General features: G+C 69.3%; 14 protein-coding genes. 10 read left to right on the forward strand and 4 right to left on the reverse strand.

Going from position 1 to position 15,921, the window contains the following annotated elements; all coding sequences use genetic code 11:
* Positions 1-1,389, forward strand: a 1,389-nt coding sequence (locus FJV41_RS12490) for a M3 family metallopeptidase (protein WP_141642682.1), incomplete at its 5' end; no start/stop codon positions are given.
* Between the two features lie 111 nt (positions 1,390-1,500).
* On the opposite strand, the gene FJV41_RS12495 is transcribed toward FJV41_RS12490, so the two are convergent.
* Positions 1,501-1,779 carry a hypothetical protein gene (locus FJV41_RS12495; protein ID WP_141642683.1) on the reverse strand — a complete coding sequence of 93 codons (279 nt, stop codon included), beginning with the start codon at positions 1,777-1,779 and terminating at the stop codon, positions 1,501-1,503.
* Positions 1,780-2,075: 296 nt separating this feature from the next.
* Here FJV41_RS12495 and FJV41_RS12500 point away from each other — a divergent pair, with 296 nt between their 5' ends.
* The 4 genes from FJV41_RS12500 to FJV41_RS12515 all read left to right on the forward strand — a co-directional run bounded on the left by FJV41_RS12500 (position 2,076) and on the right by FJV41_RS12515 (position 5,379).
* On the forward strand, positions 2,076-2,318 hold the full coding sequence (locus tag FJV41_RS12500; RefSeq protein ID WP_141642684.1) for a hypothetical protein: 243 nt from the start codon (positions 2,076-2,078) through the stop codon (positions 2,316-2,318).
* 141 nt (positions 2,319-2,459) lie between these two features.
* The gene (locus FJV41_RS12505; RefSeq protein WP_141642685.1) at positions 2,460-2,837 is read left to right on the forward strand and encodes a response regulator; all 378 of its coding nucleotides are present in this window, start codon (positions 2,460-2,462) and stop codon (positions 2,835-2,837) included.
* Between the two features lie 71 nt (positions 2,838-2,908).
* Complete coding sequence (locus FJV41_RS12510) at positions 2,909-3,727, forward strand: ABC transporter ATP-binding protein (RefSeq protein ID WP_141642686.1); 819 nt, start codon at positions 2,909-2,911, stop codon at positions 3,725-3,727.
* Entirely contained in the window at positions 3,724-5,379 is a 1,656-nt protein-coding gene (locus tag FJV41_RS12515) for a hypothetical protein (protein ID WP_141642687.1), read from the forward strand. The genes FJV41_RS12510 and FJV41_RS12515 overlap by 4 nt, the downstream gene beginning before the upstream one ends.
* A 66-nt stretch (positions 5,380-5,445) precedes the next feature.
* On the opposite strand, the gene FJV41_RS12520 is transcribed toward FJV41_RS12515, so the two are convergent.
* Entirely contained in the window at positions 5,446-6,705 is a 1,260-nt protein-coding gene (locus FJV41_RS12520; protein ID WP_141642688.1) for a vWA domain-containing protein, read from the reverse strand.
* A gap of 278 nt (positions 6,706-6,983) precedes the next feature.
* On the opposite strand from FJV41_RS12520, the gene FJV41_RS12525 reads away from it, so the two are divergent.
* Positions 6,984-7,688, forward strand: coding sequence for a hypothetical protein (locus tag FJV41_RS12525; protein ID WP_174466611.1), 705 nt, complete (start codon positions 6,984-6,986; stop codon positions 7,686-7,688).
* A gap of 87 nt (positions 7,689-7,775) precedes the next feature.
* Here the strand turns inward: FJV41_RS12525 and FJV41_RS12530 are convergent, their stop codons facing one another.
* Together FJV41_RS12530 and FJV41_RS12535 are read right to left on the reverse strand one after the other, a co-directional pair.
* On the reverse strand, positions 7,776-8,471 hold the full coding sequence (locus FJV41_RS12530; protein WP_141642689.1) for a pirin family protein: 696 nt from the start codon (positions 8,469-8,471) through the stop codon (positions 7,776-7,778).
* A 161-nt stretch (positions 8,472-8,632) separates the two neighbouring features.
* Positions 8,633-9,181 (reverse strand): YceI family protein, encoded by a 549-nt coding sequence (locus tag FJV41_RS12535; RefSeq protein ID WP_141642690.1) that lies wholly within the window; start codon positions 9,179-9,181, stop codon positions 8,633-8,635.
* Positions 9,182-9,437: 256 nt separating this feature from the next.
* On the opposite strand from FJV41_RS12535, the gene FJV41_RS12540 reads away from it, so the two are divergent.
* The 4 genes from FJV41_RS12540 to FJV41_RS12555 all read left to right on the forward strand — a co-directional run bounded on the left by FJV41_RS12540 (position 9,438) and on the right by FJV41_RS12555 (position 15,917).
* Positions 9,438-9,812 (forward strand): peptide chain release factor family protein, encoded by a 375-nt coding sequence (locus tag FJV41_RS12540; RefSeq protein ID WP_141642691.1) that lies wholly within the window; start codon positions 9,438-9,440, stop codon positions 9,810-9,812.
* A 212-nt stretch (positions 9,813-10,024) separates the two neighbouring features.
* On the forward strand, positions 10,025-14,266 hold the full coding sequence (locus tag FJV41_RS12545; RefSeq protein ID WP_141642692.1) for a pilus assembly protein: 4,242 nt from the start codon (positions 10,025-10,027) through the stop codon (positions 14,264-14,266).
* A complete protein-coding gene (locus FJV41_RS12550) occupies positions 14,263-14,844 on the forward strand; it encodes a PulJ/GspJ family protein (RefSeq protein WP_141642693.1) in 582 nt (193 codons plus the stop codon). The genes FJV41_RS12545 and FJV41_RS12550 overlap by 4 nt, the downstream gene beginning before the upstream one ends.
* Entirely contained in the window at positions 14,841-15,917 is a 1,077-nt protein-coding gene (locus FJV41_RS12555) for a PilW family protein (protein WP_141642694.1), read from the forward strand. Before FJV41_RS12550 ends, FJV41_RS12555 begins: the two co-directional genes overlap by 4 nt.
* Positions 15,918-15,921 lie beyond the last annotated feature (4 nt).

Genomic DNA, 15,921 nt, shown 5'->3' on the forward strand with positions numbered 1-15,921 from the left:
CACCCGCCCGGCCCCGATGGCCGCGTGCGCCTGGCCACGGACTCCTCGGACCTGGGGCCCTTCATGACGTATGCGCGCGACACGGCCGCGCGCGAGGCGCTGTGGCGCCTGGGACGGCGCCGGGGACATCCGCGCAACCTGGACACGCTCGCGCGGATGCTCCAGGCGCGCCACGCGCTGGCCACGCTGCTGGGCTACCCGAGCTGGGCGGCCTACGCGGCCGAGGACAAGATGGTGCGCCGACAGCAGGTGGCGGCGGACTTCATCGAGGAGCTGGCCGCCGCCGTCGACGGCCGCATGCGCGGGGAGTACGCCACGCTGCTCGCGCGCAAGCGTGAGCAGGTGCCCGACGCCACCCGCGTGGAGCCCTGGGAGCAGGCGTGGCTCGAGGACCGCGTGCGCGCCGAGCAGTACCGCTTCGACTCGCGCGAGCTGCGGCCCTACTTCGAATACACGCGCGTGAAGCAGGGCGTGCTGGACCTCACCGCCAGCCTCTTCGGGCTCACCTACCGACGCGTGCCGGACGCCCCCGTCTGGCACCCGGACGTGGAGGTCTGGGACGTCTACGAGGGCACCGAGCGCCGGGGCCGCTTCTACCTGGACATGCACCCGCGCCCCGGCAAGTACACCCACGCCGCGCAGTGGGACCTGGCCATGGGCCGCGCGGGCAAGGCCCTGCCGGAGGGCGTGCTGACGTGCAACTTCCCCCGCCCCGGCACGCGGCCCGCGCTGCTCCAGCACTCCGAGGTGCGCACCTTCTTCCACGAGTTCGGCCACCTGCTGCACCACGTGCTGGGCGGCCGCGCCCGCTGGGCCGGGCTGTCCGGCACGCGCACCGAGGTCGACTTCGTGGAGGCCCCCGCGCAGGTGCTGGAGGAGTGGGCCTGGAGCGTGGAGTCACTCCAGCGCTTCGCCCGCCACATCGACACGGACGCGCCGCTGCCCGCCGACCTCATCTCCCGCATGCGCCGCGCGGACTCCTTCGGCAAGGGGCTCTGGGTGCGCCAGCAGCTCTTCTACGCCGCCGTCAGCCTCAACCTGCACGCCGGCAACCCCGAGGGCACCGACTCCACCGCGAGCGTCCTGGCGCTCCAGGAGCGCTACCTGCCCTTCCGCGCCGTCAACGGCACGTACGCCCACCTCGCCTTCACCCAGTTGGATGGCGACTACTCGGCGCTCTACTACGCGTACCTCTGGTCGCTCGTCATCGCGCGCGACCTGCTCACGCCCTTCGAGGAGCACGGGCTGATGGACGTGGAGACCGCCCACCGCTACCGCGACACCGTGCTGGCGCCGGGGGGCTCCAAGGACGCCGCGGACCTGGTCCGGGACTTCCTCGGCCGGGGCTACGACTTCGGGGCGTACTCGCGCTGGCTGGAGGGTCGCTGACGCAGCCCGCCGGGGGCTGTAAATTCAAAGGGCCCCGCGATGTGAATCGCGAGGCCCCTTGTGTTGTGAATCCGTCAAACCCGCACCGGCGCGCTCACGGGGAGCGCGGCATCAGTGCACGGCGGGTACGGATGCGGCCACTTCCGGCTGAAGGGTGATGGCCTGCGCGTCCGGATCCAACCGGACCTGCACGGGCACGCCCTGGTAGCGGTACTGGGCCAGGGAATCCGCCGCCCCGTCGAGGAGGAGCTGGTAGCGCTCCTCGAGCTCCACGGCGATCAGCAGCATCGTCTCGCCAGCGTCCGCCACACCCGGGCGGTACACCTGGCACCGCTGGAACCGCGCCCAGCGACCGTTCTCCATCTTCACCAGCTCGCCGTCGTAAGCCATGCGCGTTTCCTCCGCAGCAATGAGACGAGAAGCAATGTAAGGACGAATTAACTCGATGTCATCCCCCCACTTGAAAATTCGTTAAGCCCTTTGAATTCCCGTGGGTTACACGACAGTTCCGGGGCTGGCGAGGGTGTCGCCGGCGAGGTCTGCTCAAAAATGTAAATTTGCCAGCCGGTCAATCCTGTCAAGGGAGCGAGGTGGCGCCGAGTCCGAGGCCGGGACAGGTCCCTGGGGGGCGGAAGGGGCCCCAAGGGCGGTGGCGCCTGACGGCGGGGTCTCCTAGATTCGGAGGGATGAAGTTGCCAGGGCTGTTCCGCAAAGAGCGAACGACCATCGCCGCCGCCGACGCCCAGGACCACGCCGAGAAGCTGCTGGCGGAGTCCTTGCGCCTGCTGGGACAGGTGTGCACGAAGGTCGCGGACGCCATCGAGTCGCAGCGGTTGTCGCGCCAGGGCTATGCGCACAACACGTATCTGCGGCGGACGGACCACGGGGCAGACGGGTCCGGAGACCTGGAGAAGAAGCCCCAGGAGTAGCCGCGAAGCGGGTTGCATCGCGAGGGTGGTTGGCTGTTGAAAAGTGGGGCGCCCCCTTCCGGAATGAACTCCCCGTTCCCATCTTGCCGCCCATAGAATCCCGCGGTCCGAGACGCCGCAGCTCCCCTCTGAGGCCCTGCCATGTCCCACATCCTGGTCGTCGATGACGACGCGAGTCACCGCACGCTCATCTGCGATGCCCTCGAGGAGATGGGTTACCGAACCGTTCAGGCCGCCAACGGCCGCGAAGCGCTGGACCATCTGGAGGGCGACATGCCCGCCGCCGTGTTGCTCGACCTGCGCATGCCGGTGATGAGCGGATGGGGACTCCTGGACGCGCTGAAGAAGATGCCGCGTGCCCGGGGGCTGCCCATCATCATCATCTCCGGCTACGGCTTCGAGTGGGAGGCGGAGCTGGTGGGCGCGGCCGGCTACATCTCCAAGCCCGTGGACCTGGACAAGGTGCGGATGACGGTGCAGCAGATTGTCGGCCCGCCAGAGATGGCCTTCGTCCACTGAGGATTCCGTGCCCGGCGCGCCGGGTGGGGATTGTCGCCGGGGGCCGGGCTCGGGTGTGATGGCGTCACTTCATGACGCCCTCCCCTTCCGATGACCTCGCCGTCGACGCGCGCGGGCTGATCAAGCGCTTTGGTGGCTTCACCGCGCTCAACGGCCTGGACCTCCAGATACCCAAGGGGGCCTTCTATGCGTACCTGGGCCCCAACGGCGCCGGGAAGTCCACCAGCATCGCGCTCCTGACAGGTGTGTACGGCCCCGACGCGGGCTCCATCCGCATGCTCGGCGTGGACGCGGTGCAAAAGCCCATGGAGGTGAAGCGCCGCGTGGGCGTGGTGCCGGAGGAGCTGAGCCTCTTCGAGCGGCTCACCGGCCGGCAGTACCTCACCTTCTGCGCGCGCATGTACGGCCTGGACGGCGACGAGGCCGGGGCGCGGGCCACGGAGCTCCTGGAGCTGACGGAGCTGACGTACAAGGCGGGCTCGCTCGTCTCCGAGTACTCCAAGGGCATGCGGCGGCGGCTCGCCATCGCCGCGGCGTTGATCCACGCACCGGAGCTGGTGTTGCTGGACGAACCCTTCGAGGGCATCGACGTGCTGGCGGCGGGCGTCATCCGCGAGCTCTTGCGCGAGCTGAGCCGGCGCGGCGTCACGCTGCTGCTCACCACGCACGTGCTGGAGATCGCGGACCGGCTGGCCACCCACGCGGGCATCATCCAGGCCGGACGCATGCTGGACCAGGGACCGGTGTCCTCCCTGCTCCAGCGCTACGACTGTTCTTCGCTGGAGGCGGTGTTCGAGAAGCTCATCGCCGTGCCCTCGTCGCGCAACGCGCGGCTGTCGTTCTACGGCGAGGCCCCCGCTCCCGTCGTCCCGCTGCGGGAGCCGGCATGAGCCGCCCCGCCGTTCCCGGTTTCTTCCGGCACCTGTGGCTGTTGTGGGGGCTGCGCTTCAACATCGGGTTGAACCAGGGGCCGGGCAAGAGCCGCCTGCTCGCGGTGGGCTCGTTCGTCGCGTCGAGCGCGCCGGGCCTGTTCTTCGGCCTGTTCTTTTTCGCACTGATGCGGCTCAAGCCCGTCGTGGAGAGCGACGTCTGGCCCTACTTCATCCTCAACCTGCTGTGCTTCGTCACCTTCTCCGTGTGGGTGACCTGGCCGCTGTTGTCCGCTGGCGTGGATGACCACTCGGAGCTGAGCCGGTACGCGGCGTTTCCGATTTCGCCCTTCCGCCTGCTCATCGCCTCCACGGTGGCCAGCCTCTTCGAGCCGCGCGCGCTGGTGTTCTACGCGCCGCTCACAGGCGCCGCGCTGGGCTTTGCGTCCATCTATCCCTTGTGGGCACCGTGGCTGGCGGTGGTGCTCTACGTGCTGTTCGCGTTCCTCTGCGCCGCGTGGAGCCGCGTGGCGCTGTACGCCGTCATCAACGTGCTGCGAGAGAAGCGCAGCGCGGAAATCATGGGCGGCGGCCTGCTGGCGTTCCTCATCGCCGCGTCGTTCATTCCGCCCATCGACACCTCGTGGCTGACGGCGGTGGGCGAGGACGGCGTGGACGCGCTGGACATGTCGCTCATCATCAACGCGGCGGTGGCGCTGGGGCGCGTGCCTCCGGGCTTCTTCGGAGACGGCCTGGGACAGCTCGCCTGGTTCCGCCCGCGCGTGGCGATGGCGGAGGCGTTGGGCCTGCTGTTCTTCGCGGCCGTGGGCATGGCGGTGGCGTACGCGCTGCTGATGCGCTTCCACCGGCAGTCGGGACGCGCGGGGCCGCAGATGAAGGACGCGAAGGACAGCAACCCGTTCGAGCGCACGCGCACACGCTTCTCCACGCTGGTGACGCGCGAGGCGCTGGACTTGTGGCGCAACCCGCGCGCGCGCCTGCTCGCATCGGTGCCCTTCATCCTGGCCATCCTCCTGAAGCTCCTGTCCGGGCGGGACTTGTTCGTCTTCCTGCTGGGTCGCTCCGCGGACGCGTGGCTGATGGGCGGCCTGTGCATCTACGGCGCGGTGGTGATTGCGTCGACGTTCTCCCAGAACACCTTCGCCTATGACGGACAGGGCTTCGCGGCGTTCCTCGCGGCGCCGTTGGACCTGGCGGACGTGCTGCGCGCGAAGAACCAGGTGCAGGCGGCGGCGGCGCTCGGCATGGCGCTGATGGTGGCCGTCTTCTACCGGGTGTACTTCGGCTTCGGGACGGCGGTGGACATCGCGTGCGCCCTGGCCGCGGTGCTGGGCGTCGTGCCGGTGCTGATGGCCGCCGGCAACTTCCTCTCGCTCTACTTCCCGGTGAAGTTCCACGCGAGCCTCAAGCGGCGCGACAAGGTGCCGCTGACGGCGTCCATGCTGGGCATCGTCGCGGCGAGCGTCGGCTGCATGCCCTTTGGCTGGGCATTGAAGCTGGCGGGGAAGGACGGCCCTTCCTGGCAGTCCGCGGCGATGATTGCCCTGTGCGCGGGACTCAACCTGGTCATCTACCGGAGCTCGCTGCCCCTGGCGCTGCGCCTGCTGGACCGGCGCCGCGAAGTCATCCTCCAGGCGGTGACGCGCGAATAGCGAAAAGGGCCGTGGCCGCCTGGGAAGGCGAACCACGGCCCCTGGGTGTCTCGAGCGAAGCGCGGCTCAGTACGCCACGCCGTGCCTGGCGGCCTGGGCCTTGACGCCCTTCATCACGTTGGCGTCGAAGGCGTCCTCCTTCTCCGGACGGTTCTTCGCGAGCCACGCCTCGCGCTCGGCGGCGAGCTTGGACGCCTGCGTCTCCAGGTCCTTCTTCTCGTCGGCGAGCTGCTTCACCTTCTTCGCCCGCCCCTCGACGCTCAGGCCCTTCAGCTCCGAGGGCAGCTCGTCGTCACGCACGCTCGCCAACGCCGCGGGCGCGGAGACCAGGTCCACCGCTCCGCCCACGGCCTTGGGCGCGCTGCTCGGCGCGGGCGCACCGGGCGAGCCGCTGCCGCTCGTCTTGCGCATGTAGCTGATGCGCTCGGCCGCGGCCTCCGGAGCCAGCTCCGCCATGGCCTCGGCGCGGGCCTTGTTCGCCGTCTGCACCTCCGCCTTGCCGGTGTAGAGCGTCTTCGACGCCAGCGCCGAGTTCACCTTCGCCAGCTCCGCGTCATACGGCGTCGCCACCGCCACCATGCCGCCCGACTGGTCGATGGAGTCGAACGTGCCGTCCGTCAGCTTCGCCACGTACTTCCACGCCGTCTGCGTCTCCTCGTCCGAGCCGCAGCGCACGGTGTTCACCACGATGTGCTGCTCGCGGGCGCGCTTCGCCCAGTGCTTGAAGTCCCAGTCGTCGTTGTGCTTCGCCGGAGGCGCGTCGCCCACCAGGAAGATGGCCTTCATCACCGACCGGTCCTGGTTCCACGACAGCTTCGACACCGCCTCGCCCAGCCCCCGGCCCACGTGCTCGGGCGTGTCTCCTCCGCCGCCCGCCTCGAAGCGCCGCAGGTTCGCGAACACCGTGTCCAGGTCATCGCTCAGGTCGAACCGCTTCGTCACGTAGTCGTCCCCCACGTCCCGGTACGCCACCAGGCCGACCTTCAGGTGCGGCGTGGGCCGGCCCTGCGCGATGCGAGACGCGATGGAGTAGATTTTCGCCTTCGCGCCCTCCAGCAGGCCGCTCATCGAGCCCGTGGTGTCGAGCACGAAGACCACCTCGATTTCAGGGCGGGGCGCCTTCACCTTCGCGTCCTGGGCCGGAGCCTCCTGGGTGGGCTTCACCGCCGGGGGCTGCTCCTGGGAAGGCTTCACCGCTGGGGGCGCCTTGGGAGCCACGGCGCCAGGCCGCACGGGGATGGCGGACTCGGCCAGGGCGGGGGCAGCGGACAAGCTGGTGGCGAGCGCGGCCGACAGCACGGCCCGCGACAGGGACTTGAGGTCCATGAAGTACTCCGGGAATGGAAGGGGTCTGTTCGTCTCAGTGAACGAACCACCCCGCCCGAAGTTCTACGTCCCGGACATGAGGCCTCCGGTCCCCACCCCTCGCCCCAAGGAATGTCCGGCCCCAGCGAGGGTTGGACGTCGTCACTTTCCCCACGAAGCCCCTCACGTCTTTTCCAGAGCGCACGGCCGGTGTCGCTCCGCGCACGCTGGCCTTCCAGCCGGCTTGCCCGACGGAGACGGGGGTTTCATGCTGCGACGACCCCGGGAGACCCACGACCATGATGCCCGTCATCCGCCGAAGCCTCTTCATCCTCGGCTGCCTGTTCGCCGCCTCCTGCAACAGCAACTCGCCTTACTACCGGGTCCAAATCACCGCGCCTGAAGCGGTCAGCCTCATGCCGGGTGAGTCCGCGCAGTTCGACCTGACGCTGGACCGCGTGGGAGACCAGCCCGGAGAGCTCCGGGTGAATCTGGAGTCCCAACCCGACGGCATCACCCTCACGCCAGAGGTCGTGCTCCCCGAGGGAGAGACGACCATCACCACGCCCGTCACCGTCGCCGTCGCCCAGGACATCCAGGTCACCGGCACCCAGCGGATGCTGCTGCTGGCGACGGACAGCGTGAAGGACTTCGCGTCGGGCGCCACGTTCTACGTCGTCGTCCTTCCGCCGACCGTGGCGCAGCCAGACTTCTCCATCACCCTGGAGCCCCGGCAGATCACCGTGCTCGCGGGCGCGAACGAGTTCGTCGGAGTCACGGTGAACCGGATTGCCCCGTTCGCCGGTCCGGTGACGCTCACCGTCGAGTCGCCCACCCGGAGAATCTCCGCCCAGCCCGTGGTCGTCGCCGCGGACCAGACCACCGTCAACTTCCTCATCTACACGCAGAGCAGCCTCACGCGACTCCCCGTGCCCATCACCGTCATCGCCACCAGCGAGGACGGACGCCAGGCCAAGACGGGCCTCACGCTCAACATCCGCTAGTCGGAGGGCACGCGCGCCCCTCGAAACGCACGAGGGCCGGGGAGCAGGGGCTTCTCAGCCCTCGCCACCCGGCCCCGATTCGTACGCTCAGGCCATGTCGAACAGCAGGGCCTCCACCGGCGCCTCGGCGGTGAGCACCAGCGTGTCCTCGGCCGACACCGCCACCCCGTCGCCCGCCTTCACCTTCACCCCGTTGAGGGTGCCCGAGCCCCGCGCCACCTGCAGCCACGCGTGCCGTCCCGGAGCGAGCGCGTACTCCGCCTTCTCACCCGCGCCCAGCAGCGTGCCGTGCAGCACCAGGTCCTGGTGCACCGTCAGCGAGCCCTCCCGCCCATCCGGCGACGCCACCACCCGGAAGCGGCCCTGGCGCTCCTTCACGTCGAACGCCTTCTGCTCGTAACCCGGCTTCAGGCCCTTCTCGCTCGGGACGACCCAGATCTGCAGCATGTGCAGCGGCTCCGAGAAGTTGTTCATCTCGCTGTGCACCACGCCCGTCCCCGCGCTCATCCGCTGCACCTCGCCGGGCTTGATGACCGCCTCGGTCCCCATGCTGTCGCGGTGCTCCACCTGGCCGCCCAGCACGTAGGTGATGATCTCCATGTCCCGGTGCGGGTGCATCCCGAACCCGCGGTTGGGCGCCACCGTGTCCTCGTTGATGACCCTCAGCGTCCTGTACCCCATGAAGTCCGGGTCGTAGTAGTCCGCGAAGGAGAACGTGTGGTGCGTGTCCAACCAGCCGTGGTTGGCATGGCCTCTTTCCTCTGCATTTCGAACGAAGATCATCGCCTGCCTCCCTTTCCTTTCAAACTGCAACTCAGATGCATCAACCCCACCCCGCGTTGCGGGGCGCGACAGGAGCCCGCCACCCACGAGGCCCGAAGCACCGACCACCAACCCGCCCGCCACGGACCTTCGGGTGAGCGGGCGTCCCGCCGTCGGCTTCTTCACGCCGCCTTCTCCGCCGCCACCGCCACCGCCTGCACGTCCAGGGTGATATCCACACGCTCACCCACCAGCAGCCCGCCTGCCTCCAGCGCCTGGTTCCATGAGAGGCCGAAGTCCTTGCGGTCGATGCTGGTGCTCGCCTGGAAGGCCAGTCGCTCGTTGCCCCACGGGTCCTTCACCTTCCCGAGCAGCTCCGTCTCCAGCACCACTTCGCGTGTGACGTCGCGAATCGTCAGGTCACCCACCACGCGGTAGTGGCCCTTGCCCGCGTCCTGCACGCGCTTGCTGCGGAAGATGAGCTTGGGGAAGGCCGCCGCGTCGAAGAAGTCCGGCGAGCGCAGGTGGTTGTCACGCTGCTCCACGCCCGTGTCGATGCTCGACACGTCGATCTTCACCTCGGCCGAGCCCTGCGCCAGGTCATCCCCATTCACCTCCACCTTGCCCTCGAACCGCGTGAAGCGGCCGTGCACCTTCGCCACCACCATGTGGCGAACCATGAAACCCACCGTCGTGTGCGTCGTATCCAGCTGCCAGGTCTTGATGGCCATGTTCGTTTCTCCTGTGCTTACCGCGTCTGGCCACCCATAGAGCAACAGCCGGGCCACGCCTCAACCCACTGGAATTACTTGAGAACGCCTCGGAAACGTCCACCGTCCATATCAATTTGATGCAATCGCCCTCTCAAGAAGAGAGCACCCCCGGGAGGATGGAAACCAGGGGGCCTCCGAGGGCCCGCGTACGCGCCGGGCGGGAGCAGTCAGTCGGTGCACGGCACGGGCGTCGAGGGCTACTTTGAGAGACGCCATGACCACCTCACCGATACGCCGACAAGCCGCGCTGGACGCCCTGGCGCTCGATGACGAGGCCCTGCTGAAGGCGTGCGAGGTGGACTACTTCATCGCCTCCGGTCCGGGCGGCCAGCACCGCAACACCACCGCCAGCGGCGTGCGCCTCACCCACGGCGCCACGGAGCTCTCCGTCACCGCCACCGAGCGCCGCAGCCAGACCCAGAACAAGGGCGTCGCGTTGGACCGACTCCGAGAGGGCCTGCGCGCCCTCACCTTCGTGCCCAAGGTCCGCAGGGCCACGCGCCCCACCGCGGGCGCCAAGCGCCGACGCCTGGAAGGCAAGAAGCGCACGTCGGAGAAGAAGACGCTGCGGGGCAAGTCGGACTGGTGAAACCAACCCCGCACCCCTGAAGGCGCTGCTACGCAAACGATTGCGGACTCGCAAACTTTGCATAGCCGCACACCTCCCAGGCGTACAGGCGCACTGGCAATTTTTCGAGGCGGTCCTCGGGGCGAGCGCGCGGCGCACCCGGGCATATGGCGTGCAGAGAGGTGGCGAAGCTGACCCGGATTGGGTCGGTTCACCCCCGGTGGGAGCACCCCATGACTCCTCGGCCCCCCTCTTCCACGCTGTGGCGCGCGCTCGTCGCCATGTCCTTGCTGGTGGCACTGCCCGCCTCGGCGACGGACCTCGTCACCTTCAGTCGCGGCGCGCTCATCATTCCCGAGCAGGCCACCTTCCAGCGGGGCTGCGGCTCGCTGTCCGCGTACGGACTGGTGTGGCGCATCCTCCAGTCGAACCAGCCAGGAGGCGCCAACGCCAGCCACCCGGTGACGGTGTATCTGGCCATCAATGATTTGAAGGCGTCGCCCAACCGGTGCGTGCCCACCAACCGCCACACGCCGCCGGCGCCCGTCAACGACACGCGGTGGAACGACGGCTGCGACTTCACCATCACCAACACCGCGGAGCAGCCCGTGGTGCCGGTGAACTACGCCAGCACGTTCCCCACCACCGGCATCTATCCGTACGGCGCCATCGATAACTTCACCACCACGGCCGACACCGCGCGCCCGTTCTTCACCGCCGCGACGCTGAACAACACCGTCACCAGCCCGCGCTTCAGCACGGTGCGGTACATGGGCGGCGCCTTCATCATCGACGCGGCGGATGCCAAGTACGTCATCGACTTCATCCGCTCGGGCACCGGTGACCTGTCCCCGGAGAAGTTCCGCACCACGTGCGCGAACGACTGCTCCACCTTCAAGAACAACAGCGGCTGCCACCACGTGCGCATGCACCAGTCCACCATCGAGTTCACCGCGCCGGTGGCCCGCCGCATCAACCGCGTCCCGCCGAAAATCGCCCTGCTGGACTTGTCCGACGGCACGAACAGCGACGGTGACCCCCTGGTGAAGGGCGGAATGCTGGACGACTACCTGCGCAACGCGGGCCTGGACTTCCCGGGAGCCGGTGGCTGCCCCGAAGGGACGACGTCGGGCTGCACGCTCAACAGCAAGAAGCCCGGCCTCATCTACGACGCGCTCCACGCCAACGTGGACCTCATCTCCACGGCCAGCTTCACCAAGGGGTTGATCAACGCGGTGGACCCCGTCACCCAAAAGCCTCGCTACAAGGTGTTCTGGGCCCCCCACTGGGAAATCGGCAACATCCCCCGCACCGAGTACGTGGCCAACGGCGACGGCGCGACGACGCAGCGGGAGAACGCCCTCAACAACATCGCGCACTTCACCAACCAGCGCGGCAACGGCCTGTTCGCCGAGTGCGCGAGCATCTGGTCCTACGAGACGACGAAGCGCCCGGACAACACGCCGGTGCTCAGCTCCCGGTTCCAGGGGGCGAGCGGATTCCAGTACAACAAGCTCAGCGGAGGCAATGACTGGGACGGGCGCAACTGCACGGACCCGGACTACATGGCCCAGTCGCTGAGCAACCGGAAGGCCTGCATCCTCTACCCCAACGCCGGAGACCCGTTCTCCCAGATGGGGGACTTCCGCTTCAAGAGCGTGGTGGGCCACACGGAGAACTACCGTGTGACTTACAAGGACGGGGTGCGCCGGCTGGCGGTGAGCTGGTACGGCCACAAGGACGAGCACGTCTTCGACAACGCCGCCCAGGTCGCGGAGGACAACCGGCGCGGGCACGACTTCTTCAGCTTCAACCAGAAGGACAATGACCCGAAGAAGGCGACCATCGTCTATCTCGCGGGCCACGACTTCAAGTCGAGCGTCCCCGGCACGCGCATCGTGCTCAACACGCTGCTCAACCTGGGCTCCGAGCCCCTGAGCAGCGAGCGCGCCCTCTCCGCGCCCGTCGCCTTTGACGACACCAACGGCAGCGACTCCGACGGGTCTCGCGCCCTGGTGTTCGCGGCCACCTACGACGCGGTGTCGGGTTATCCGCCCGGCGTGGACACGTACGTGCACGCCCAGGGTTCGCAGTGGGTGTTCCCGTACTTCCCGGGCCACCTGCGCGCCCACTCGCTCATCGGCGGCGACGCGCTCGCCACGGGCGAGAGCAACCTGGACTCCTCCGCCCTGTGGGACGCGGACACCGCGCTGCCCCGCCCCGGCGAGCGCAACCTCTTCACCTACTTCGGTGGACAGGTGCGGACCAATCCCTCGCTGGGCGCCGGCCTGCGCGCTCCGCGCGGGGTGCTCCAGGTGGGCTGGAAGCCGCAGAACGTGGACGGCACCGACATCAACGCCAACTACGGCACCGCCCCCAACTCGGGCTGCGTGGACGTGCTGAAGCTGGGCGAGGCCCAGAACCCCGACGGCACGTCGCGCTTCGACTTCATCACCACCCCGACGGGCGATGGCGTGTGCGACTTGCAGCAGGCGGTGCAGTACTCCCCGCAACTGCCGGGCACCGACTTCGGGCAGAGCACGGAGGCCGTCAACAAGGCGAAGCACACCGCGGACTTCGACGCGGTGGCGCAGTTGCTCCAGCGCGTGCGCGGCTTCTGCATCGCCACCAGCTCCGGGCACGACGCGTCGGGCACGCCCATCCTCGAGCCCTCCGACAGCCAGTGCAACAACGACGAGGCGGACAACCGCGCGCACCTGGGCGGCTTCGTCCACTCCGCGCCCGCGGTGGTGAAGGCCAGCGCGAACATCCCGGACCAGGGCGCGCCCCGCCCCACCGTGGCGTACGCGGCGGGCCTGGACGGCCAGCTCCACGCCTTCTACGTATCGGGCGGCGCTGGCTACGACGGCCCGGCGGAGGCGCTGTCCTTCCCGAACGTCAGCCCCGCGGCCTCCGCCTTCCCGAAGAACTGGAGCCAGAGCTTCCTCGGCGGCGCGACGCCGGCTCGGGGCACGGAGCTGTGGAGCTTCCTGCCGGCCACGCAGATTCCGTGGCTGCGCAGCAACAACGCGCGCGTCAACAGCGCGCCGGTGGTGATGGACGTCTTCGCGGACTTCGTGGGCAGCGGCAAGCGCGAGTGGCACACGGTGCTGGTGGCCAACGTGGGCAACCCGGGCCGGGACTTGTTCGCCATGGACATCACCAACCCGCTGCGCCCGGTGCTGCTGTGGCACCTGGTGGGCAGCCACGCGCAGACGGGCGCCGTCCCGGCGTTCGCGCCGGTGGAGCTGGCGGACCGCGACACGGGCGGCACGCAGTGGGCGGTGAAGTGGAAGGAGAAGGACGCGCGCTTCCTCATGGCGCCCCAGGCGGACCCGGGCCGTGAGCCCTCCGGCCTCTACAACTACGGGGGCCTGGGCGGCACGCGCGGTCTGTCCGTGGGCGTGGTGCGCCAGGGCCTGGAGCCCGTCTATGCCGTCTTCGTCGCCTCCAGCAGCTCGGGCGCCTCCGGCGCGCCCGCGTTCGGCATGGAGGTCTTCGCCATCGACGCCGCCACCGGCCAGAAGCTGTGGCAGTGGGAGCAGGACTACACGCAGAGCTGGGTGGACAACACCTCTCCCACCGCGCCCACCGTGCTGACGGACACAGGCGGCGCCTCGCGCCTGTACGTGGGCGACATGGAGGGACGGCTGTGGGAGCTGGACGGCGCCACCGGGCAGAACTCCAACGTGCTGCGCCTGGGCCCCTCGTGCTCGGAGACGTCGCCGTGCAAGTACTCCGCGCTGGACACCGACTCCACCGACACCGAGCGCCGGCCCATCACCACCAACGTGGCGCTGGCGCGGCTGCCGCAGGACATCACCACCGGCACCGCCCTGAAGGGCTACGAGGGTGAGCTCATCGCCATGGTGGGCACGGGCGGCGTGGACTGGGTGCAGCCGGGTGCCGCGGGCCAGGTGCACCTGGCGATGCTGGACCGCAAGCGGCGGCTGCCCATGGGCGTGGACGGCTTCAAGCTGAACAACGCCCCGATTACGGCCTCGAGCGCGCACACCCTGGCCGAGAACCAGGGCGTGCTCCAGGAGCCCGCCCCCTTCCCCCTGTCCTTCGCGGGTCCCCGACACATCTACGGCAACATCACCGTGGCGGGACGCACCGCGTACTTCAGCACGGCCAACGGGAAGCTGGGCGACCTGATGGCGCTCGACGGGATGATGTCCGGCAACACCTGGAAGCTGGATTTGGGCAACACCGCCACCTCGGCCAGCGCCGCGGCCACGAACCTGTCCGGCCTGAACCTGGCCAACTTCGGAGGCGTGACGGTGTACCACCGCGAGAACGGCGCCTCGTCGCAGGACTACGTGGTGGGGCTGGAGGTCAGCCGCATCACCAACACGCGCATCGACAACTCCGGCGCCAAGGGCCCCTCCAGCCCGAACGAGGAGCTGCGCGTCAACGGCCAGGGTGGCTTCATCTTCCGGCTGCTCAACTGGAGCCAGAGGTTCTTCGAATGAGCTCGCATCCTCGCGCCCCTCGGGGCTCCAGTCTCATCGAGGTGCTCATCGCGATGATGGTGTTGGCGCTCGCCGCCACCGGCGCGGTGGGCGGAATGGTGTTCGCCTCGCGCGACGTGCACGACGGGCAGTTGCTCCAGGTGAAGCGACACCTGCTCGAGGCGAGCACGCAGCGGCTGTGGCTGGCCGCCAAGGGCCCGCTGCTCGCGCAGGCGGTGGCGCGTCCCACGCTGGCCCCCACCAAGATTGCTCCCGGCACCGCGCCGTGGCGGGCGGACCCGAGCGTGCCCGTGGCCGGTGACCCCAGCTCCGGGGCGTACTTCAAGCTGTCCGCCACCGGCCAGGTGGAGCCGCTTGCGGGCATCCCCGCCAACACGGCGTGCAACGACGCCTCGCTGCCGGACGGCACGTACTGCCGGGAGATTCTCGTGACGACCGGCCTGCCGCTCGACGTGCCCACCGCGGCCTCCGCGCTCCTTCCCGCGGGCTCGCGGCCCGTGACGGTCTGGACCCGCGTCGTGCGCAAGGGCGACACCGCGGAGCGCGCCCAGTTCCACAACGAGGTGTTCGTCCAATGAGAGCCCGGCGAGGAATGACCCTGCTGGAGACGATGGTCGCCCTGGCCCTCACGGCCATCATCATCGCGGCCGCGGCGGCGCTGATGATGGCGGGCAGCCGCATCGTCCACAACACGGAGCACACGGCCGACAGCCATGACGCCTCCCGGTTCGCGGGCGAGGCCATCATGAGCATGGTGCGCCAGGCCGGCGCGGGCGCGCCCGGCGGCATCTGGGTGCGCCAGGCCGGTGTGCCCGTGCGTGTCAGCGCCATCTTCGGCCGCGACGGCACCACCGGCCTGGGCACCACTCCCAACACGCCCACCGCCAACGGCAGCGACGACTTGTGGCTGGTGGTGCCGGACCGCGACTACCTGGGCGAGCCCTGCGTCACGCCCGGCGCCGCGGTCTCCGTGGTGCGCCCCGGCACGGGCGCGCTCCAGGTGACGTGCACGCAGAGCCTCAAGCCGACCTCGCTCCACCTGGTCAGCAACATGACGAGCGCCGCGCTCATCTCCAACATCGTCGTCACCCCGCCGTCTCCAGGCGTGCCGGGCCAGGTGAACTACGCCGAGGCGGGGACGGTGGGCTTCTCCAACGCGCCGGAGAAGGGCGGCTACCAGAGCGGGGACCTCGTCTATCCGGTGCGGCTGGTGCACTTCTTCATCGGCCCCCACCCCACGTCGGGACGGCCGTCGCTCTTGCGCACGGAAGGCAGGCTGGTGGCGGATGCGCTGGGCAGGCCCTTCTCGGAGCCGGCGGCGACTCCGCCCTTCGTCGTGCAGGAGAACGTGGAGGACCTGCAGGTGGCCTTCGGCTTCGACGCCTCGGGCCAGGAGGACCCGTCCCAGTACACGTGGCGGCACGGGCTGGGCTCCGGCTTCGAGCCGGGCCTGCGCACGGTGCGCGTCAGCGTGGTGGCCACCGGCCGCAACCCGCGCCGCAACACGCAGAGCACCGCGGTGCTGGCGGACGACAAGCCCATCACCACGGAGAACCACGTGCCGCCGGCCGCCGTCGCCGCGGATGGCTTCTACCGCAGCCTCTACACCCGCCGTCTGGAGCTGCCCAACCTGGCGGCCGCCAACCTGTGAGCGC

The organism is Myxococcus llanfairpwllgwyngyllgogerychwyrndrobwllllantysiliogogogochensis, assembly GCF_006636215.1.
Lineage (GTDB): Bacteria > Myxococcota > Myxococcia > Myxococcales > Myxococcaceae > Myxococcus > Myxococcus llanfairpwllgwyngyllgogerychwyrndrobwllllantysiliogogogochensis.

Bases quoted from the DNA above. Each gene is read 5' to 3' on its own strand.
- FJV41_RS12545 (WP_141642692.1), top strand. From the start codon at position 10,025: ATGACTCCTCGGCCCCCCTCTTCCACGCTGTGGCGCGCGCTCGTCGCC.
- FJV41_RS12555 (WP_141642694.1), top strand. From the start codon at position 14,841: ATGAGAGCCCGGCGAGGAATGACCCTGCTGGAGACGATGGTCGCCCTG.
- FJV41_RS12540 (WP_141642691.1), top strand. From the start codon at position 9,438: ATGACCACCTCACCGATACGCCGACAAGCCGCGCTGGACGCCCTGGCG.
- FJV41_RS12500 (WP_141642684.1), top strand. From the start codon at position 2,076: ATGAAGTTGCCAGGGCTGTTCCGCAAAGAGCGAACGACCATCGCCGCC.
- FJV41_RS12495 (WP_141642683.1), bottom strand. From the start codon at position 1,779: ATGGCTTACGACGGCGAGCTGGTGAAGATGGAGAACGGTCGCTGGGCG.
- FJV41_RS12525 (WP_174466611.1), top strand. From the start codon at position 6,984: ATGATGCCCGTCATCCGCCGAAGCCTCTTCATCCTCGGCTGCCTGTTC.
- FJV41_RS12515 (WP_141642687.1), top strand. From the start codon at position 3,724: ATGAGCCGCCCCGCCGTTCCCGGTTTCTTCCGGCACCTGTGGCTGTTG.
- FJV41_RS12520 (WP_141642688.1), bottom strand. From the start codon at position 6,705: ATGGACCTCAAGTCCCTGTCGCGGGCCGTGCTGTCGGCCGCGCTCGCC.
- FJV41_RS12510 (WP_141642686.1), top strand. From the start codon at position 2,909: ATGACGCCCTCCCCTTCCGATGACCTCGCCGTCGACGCGCGCGGGCTG.
- FJV41_RS12530 (WP_141642689.1), bottom strand. From the start codon at position 8,471: ATGATCTTCGTTCGAAATGCAGAGGAAAGAGGCCATGCCAACCACGGC.
- FJV41_RS12535 (WP_141642690.1), bottom strand. From the start codon at position 9,181: ATGGCCATCAAGACCTGGCAGCTGGATACGACGCACACGACGGTGGGT.
- FJV41_RS12550 (WP_141642693.1), top strand. From the start codon at position 14,263: ATGAGCTCGCATCCTCGCGCCCCTCGGGGCTCCAGTCTCATCGAGGTG.
- FJV41_RS12505 (WP_141642685.1), top strand. From the start codon at position 2,460: ATGTCCCACATCCTGGTCGTCGATGACGACGCGAGTCACCGCACGCTC.